The sequence below is a fragment of the Mesotoga infera genome (assembly GCA_011045915.1).
Classification (GTDB): domain Bacteria; phylum Thermotogota; class Thermotogae; order Petrotogales; family Kosmotogaceae; genus Mesotoga; species Mesotoga infera_D.
On sequence record DSBT01000359.1, the window covers coordinates 1 to 4,270 of the forward strand.

Below are 4,270 nucleotides of genomic sequence, written 5' to 3' on the forward strand. Positions count from 1 at the left end.
GAACTGAAGGATAGATACTTTGTTATCGGCCTCTATAAAGGCGCTCCGTTCTTCAGATTCAGATTCTGAGGTGAGAACTGTTGACTGACTACGTCAAGAGAAAGGAGCTCCTTCTGGAGCTCAACTCGAGAATAAGCGACTGCAACCTCTGTCCGCTTAGCTCATCGAGAACCAACACTGTACCCGGAGAAGGCTCGATCGAAACACCTGTAGTGTTTGTAGGCGAAGGACCTGGAGCCGATGAAGATGCTTCCGGCAGACCCTTTGTGGGAAAGGCCGGCGAATTGCTTACAAAGATACTGGAATCCGTTAAGCTATCCAGGCAAGACATATTTATCACGAATATTGTGAAGTGCAGACCTCCGAAGAACAGAGTGCCGACGGCCGAGGAACAGAGGGCATGTTCACCGTATCTTCTCTCTCAGCTTGCGGTAATTAGACCAAGGGTCGTTGTCGCTTTGGGAGCGACAGCCTTGTCATATTTCGTAGAACAGGACAAAATTCAAATTACGAAAGTAAGAGGGCAACTATTCGAATGGATCGGAGGAGTTAAGGTCTTTGCAATGTTCCATCCGAGTTATCTCCTAAGAAATGCTTCAAGGGCCCCGGGTTCACCAAAGAGCCTGACCTGGGAAGACATTCAAAAAGTCAGGAAGATGTACGATCAATTGCTTGCAGGAAAGGAAATCAACATATAGGAGGAAAGTATGGCCGAAAACTATTTGGTTACTGGAGGAGCAGGATTCATCGGATCGCACGTTGTAGACCACTTGATTTCAGCCGGAAAGATACCCATCGTTGTGGACAATCTGTCGAGTGGAAAGATTGAAAATTTGGATCCTCGAGCGCTCTTCTATGAACAGGACATAACTGACGTCGAAATGATGGAAAGAGTCTTCATGCTGCATAAACCGACCGTCCTCTTCCATCTGGCCGCTCAGATTAGCGTCTCGAAATCGGTGAGAGAACCCGAGGAAGATGCGATGATAAATATAATCGGCACACTGAGACTTTTGAAGATCGCGGCAAAATACGGAATAAAGAATGTTATCTTTTCATCTACTGGCGGCGCGATCTACGGCGACGACGTAAAAAAGATTCCGACCGACGAGGGGGAGCTTCCCAAACCACTTTCTCCGTACGGCATAGCAAAATTCTCTGTTGAAAACTACCTTAGATTCTTCTCCAACGAAGTCGGCCTGAAGTACACTGTGCTCAGATACGCAAACGTCTATGGCCCGCGACAGGACCCTTACGGGGAGGCAGGTGTTGTCGCGATCTTCTCGGAGAGGATGCTTCGCGGTCAAGAAGTTGTTATCTTCGGGGATGGGGAAAATGTGAGAGACTACGTCTTCGTGAGTGACGTTGCGAAGGCAAATCTTCTGGCACTTGAGAAATGCGAGAATGAAACCGTGAACGTGGGAACGGGAACAGGAACGTCGGTAAATGAATTGTTCGCGAAAATGAAGAATCTAGCAGGTTATTCTAAAGAAGCGATTCACAAAGCATCTCGGCCTGGTGATCTTAAGAAATCGATCCTTGATGCAGAAAAGGCGAAATCCTTGCTGAATTGGGAGGCTTCTGTGAAGCTGGAAAAGGGGCTTGAAGATACAATTGAGTATTTCAGAAATGAACTGGTCTCCTCTCAGTGAGAGGCTAAGGCCAAGAGAGTTTAATGACGTTGTAGGCCAGGAGCACTTGACTGGAAACAAGGGCATAATTCGAGGAGCTGTCGAGAGCGGCAAACTGTTTTCCATGATTCTCTATGGTCCTCCTGGAACGGGAAAAACGACGATCGGCGAAATCATCAAGTCGAAGCTTGGAAACCGATACCATTTTGAATTCTTCAGCGCCAGTCTTCAAGGAACGGGCGATTTGAAGAAGCATTTCGAACATGGAGAGAGACTGAAGAGGGTCGGCCAACAGCTAGTGCTTTTCGTCGATGAAATTCATCGGCTGAACAAGAGTCAGCAGGATGTCTTCCTTCCGGTGACTGAGAAGGGTCTGATAATCCTTATCGGCGCCACGACTGAGAATCCTAGCTTCGAGGTCAATCCCGCTCTTTTATCGCGCTGCAGACTTGTGATTTTGAAGAATCTAAAGCAGGAGGATATTGCCGATCTTCTCCGAAAGGCAATGGAAAAGGACAGTCTCTTGAGAGAGTCAAGTGTGAAGGTGAGCAAAGACGTGATCGATGTGATTTCCCAGAGCAGCGGAGGCGATGCCAGAATTGCACTAAACCTTCTCGATACGCTCGTAGAGAGCGCCGCGGCTCTGGAAAGACCTGTGCTCGATCTGGAAGTCATGAATGAACTCTCTGTACTCCCTTCGGGAAGATACACGAAGAAGGGAGAGGAACATTATGACCTGATCTCCGCGTTTATCAAGAGCATGAGAGGGAGTGATCCCGATGCGGCTCTCTATTACATGTTGAGAATGCTTGAGGGCGGAGAGGACCCAAAATTCGTAGCAAGGAGAATGGTCATCTTTTCTTCTGAGGATATAGGCCTGTCAGATCCGATGGCGCTGGTTGTTGCCAACGCTGCCTTTGAAGCCGTCAACAACGTTGGCTTGCCGGAGTGTAAGCTTAATCTTTCAGAGGCCGCCATCTATCTTTCGGTGGCCACAAAGAGCAACAGAACCTATAGCGCAATGTCAAAGGCTCAGGAAAGCGTAAAGAAGACTCCCAACCTGGAAGTTCCGCTGAAATTACGGAACGCCGTAACGAAAGTAATGAAGGAAACGGGATACAGCAAAGGCTACAACTACCCTCACAGCTCGGGAGGCTTTTCAAGGGAGTTCTACCTGCCCGAATCAATAAAGGAGGAAGTCTTTTATGTTCCAGGAGAGAGCGGCAAAGAGAAACTCGTTCTTCAAAGACTTAGATCGTTGTGGAAAGGCATGAAGAATTACCCGGAGGAAAAATGAAGAGTTTCATTCTCGAAGAGGGAAGAGTCGTTCAGCTTGAGATTTCCGATATTACTGAACAGGAAGTTGATATCATTGTCAATGCATCAAACGGTTACTTGAGGCACGGTGGAGGCGTGGCCGGTGCGCTTGTACGGGCTGGTGGAAAAGAGATACAGTTTGAGAGCGACGCCTATGTTCGCGAGAACGGTCCTCTGGAGATTGGCGAAGTCGCCGTTACAGGAGCCGGATCTCTTCATGCAAAGAAGATAATCCACGTATTCGGCCCGCAATATGGCGAGCTCAATCTCGAGGAAAAGCTCTGCTCTTCGTTTGAACACGTATTGAAAAGAGCTGCCGAAATGGAAGCCGTTACGCTTGCCACTCCGGCAATTTCTACAGGGATTTTCGGGGTTCCGGTATCTATTTGTGCAAATCAGTTTCTTAAAGCCGTTGGTGATCATTTTTCCAAGAGTGGATCCTCTTCTCTGAAACTAATCAAGATGTGCCTGCTGGATAAGAAGGCTTACGATGAGTTTCTTTCGATCGCACTCGATTATTTCAGTTCAGTAGAATAACCCTGAAAACTCCCTCTTCCAGAAGCTCCTCGGCCGTTGACTCGTCCTTCGTCAACCAAACTGTATATATGTCAACGTCCTGACCTTCATATTCGAGCGCAATAGGATCGTTCTCAAGGACATAGTTGTACTCTTCTTCATTTACCCTGACTATCTTTGCATTACCCATGTAATCTGAACTCTTGCTGCGGAAAACGTCGAAAGTTGTCGACTCATAAGCCTTCTCTCCAATGAAGCGGAGAATCGGAACGAAATCATTTGCGGGTACAAAGCCCGGCAGATTTGTCAGGAGAGCGCCTTCAGTCGTGAAGAACCATAGTGTCGGCGTTCCCCGAATCTGGAAGTAGGCGTAAAGGTCATTATATGTCATTTCCTTCATTTCCTCTCCAACCATGTAAGAAGCTGTCCCTGGATTGCTCTTGTAAATCTGAGAAAAGACAAAGCCAGCTCTCAGCAAATCTTCAACAGTCCCGTCTGAAAGCGTCTCCTTCACAAACTTGACGCAGTAGACACAACTGGTGTCAGAGAACATGACTATGGCCTCTTTATCTTCGATCTGAGCAAGCTTTATTGCAGTATCGAAATCGTCAAGCATTCCTGCATAAGAGAAAACCATAGCGGGTAGAACCAGGATTAGAACAAAGATTATCTTTTTCATTAAATCAACCTCCCGTTGCGAACTGTAATAGATTTAGGTTTCCTGTCATAGTGAGGAGTCCCGCCGCAAGTAGAACAACGAAGACCGCCACCTTCACGACCTTCCTCCATTTGCTCTCGCCGCCAAA

6 protein-coding genes are annotated in these 4,270 nt (G+C 47.4%); 4 read left to right on the forward strand and 2 right to left on the reverse strand.

Annotated features, from left to right (window positions below; genetic code table 11):
* Positions 1–80 precede the first annotated feature (80 nt).
* The 4 genes from ENN47_11775 to ENN47_11790 are packed head-to-tail and all read left to right on the forward strand — an operon-like array spanning position 81 to position 3,485.
* On the forward strand, positions 81–698 hold the full coding sequence (locus ENN47_11775; protein ID HDP78829.1) for a uracil-DNA glycosylase: 618 nt from the start codon (positions 81–83) through the stop codon (positions 696–698).
* Between the two features lie 9 nt (positions 699–707).
* Positions 708–1,652 carry an NAD-dependent epimerase/dehydratase family protein gene (locus tag ENN47_11780; protein HDP78830.1) on the forward strand — a complete coding sequence of 315 codons (945 nt, stop codon included), beginning with the start codon at positions 708–710 and terminating at the stop codon, positions 1,650–1,652.
* Positions 1,615–2,928, forward strand: coding sequence for a replication-associated recombination protein A (locus tag ENN47_11785; protein ID HDP78831.1), 1,314 nt, complete (start codon positions 1,615–1,617; stop codon positions 2,926–2,928). Before ENN47_11780 ends, ENN47_11785 begins: the two co-directional genes overlap by 38 nt.
* On the forward strand, positions 2,925–3,485 hold the full coding sequence (locus ENN47_11790) for a macro domain-containing protein (GenBank protein ID HDP78832.1): 561 nt from the start codon (positions 2,925–2,927) through the stop codon (positions 3,483–3,485). The genes ENN47_11785 and ENN47_11790 overlap by 4 nt, the downstream gene beginning before the upstream one ends.
* Here ENN47_11790 and ENN47_11795 read toward each other — a convergent pair.
* Together ENN47_11795 and ENN47_11800 are read right to left on the reverse strand one after the other, a co-directional pair.
* A complete protein-coding gene (locus ENN47_11795) occupies positions 3,469–4,143 on the reverse strand; it encodes a thioredoxin (protein ID HDP78833.1) in 675 nt (224 codons plus the stop codon). The genes ENN47_11790 and ENN47_11795 overlap by 17 nt on opposite strands.
* Before the next feature lie 4 nt (positions 4,144–4,147).
* Positions 4,148–4,270, reverse strand: a 123-nt coding sequence (locus ENN47_11800; GenBank protein ID HDP78834.1) for a cytochrome c biogenesis protein CcdA, incomplete at its 5' end; no start/stop codon positions are given.

Excerpts from the sequence above, each read along its gene's own strand:
- ENN47_11780 (HDP78830.1), top strand. The coding sequence starts at position 708 with ATGGCCGAAAACTATTTGGTTACTGGAGGAGCAGGATTCATCGGATCG.
- ENN47_11790 (HDP78832.1), top strand. The coding sequence starts at position 2,925 with ATGAAGAGTTTCATTCTCGAAGAGGGAAGAGTCGTTCAGCTTGAGATT.
- ENN47_11795 (HDP78833.1), bottom strand. The coding sequence starts at position 4,143 with ATGAAAAAGATAATCTTTGTTCTAATCCTGGTTCTACCCGCTATGGTT.